This window comes from Streptomyces aureus, from assembly GCF_001418135.1.
GTDB classification, from domain to species: Bacteria; Actinomycetota; Actinomycetes; order Streptomycetales; family Streptomycetaceae; genus Streptomyces; species Streptomyces aureus_A.
In genome coordinates this window covers 1-324 of sequence record NZ_LIPQ01000177.1, presented here as the reverse complement: position 1 = coordinate 324, position 324 = coordinate 1, and the positions used below count along the sequence as shown (strand labels likewise).

General features: G+C 71.3%; 1 pseudogene. It reads right to left on the bottom strand.

Annotated elements, in window-relative coordinates:
* Nucleotides 1-324 (bottom strand): annotated as a pseudogene (locus AOK00_RS16555) (histidine kinase); the annotation flags it as partial.

Genomic DNA, 324 nt, shown 5'->3' with positions numbered 1-324 from the left:
GAACGGCGACGTCGGCCAATTCCTCCGCGGTGCGCACCACGTCGAGGGTGGTGCCGATGTCACCCCCGGCGTCGTAGAGCAGCTTGAGCCGCCTTCGGGCCGTCTCCGCCCGACTGCTCAGGAGTTGCATCTCGGTGGAGTCGCGGATGGTGACCGCCGAGCCCCGTGGCCGGGTGGGCCGCTGATTGACCACGAGCAGACGGTCCCCGGCCTCCACCACCTCGTCGGTGGCCACCCGCCCGGACAGCAGGAGTTCCGCCATGCGGCCGTCCATGCCGACTTCGTCGACGGGGCGTCCTTCGGCGTCGTCCGGCAGGCCGAGCA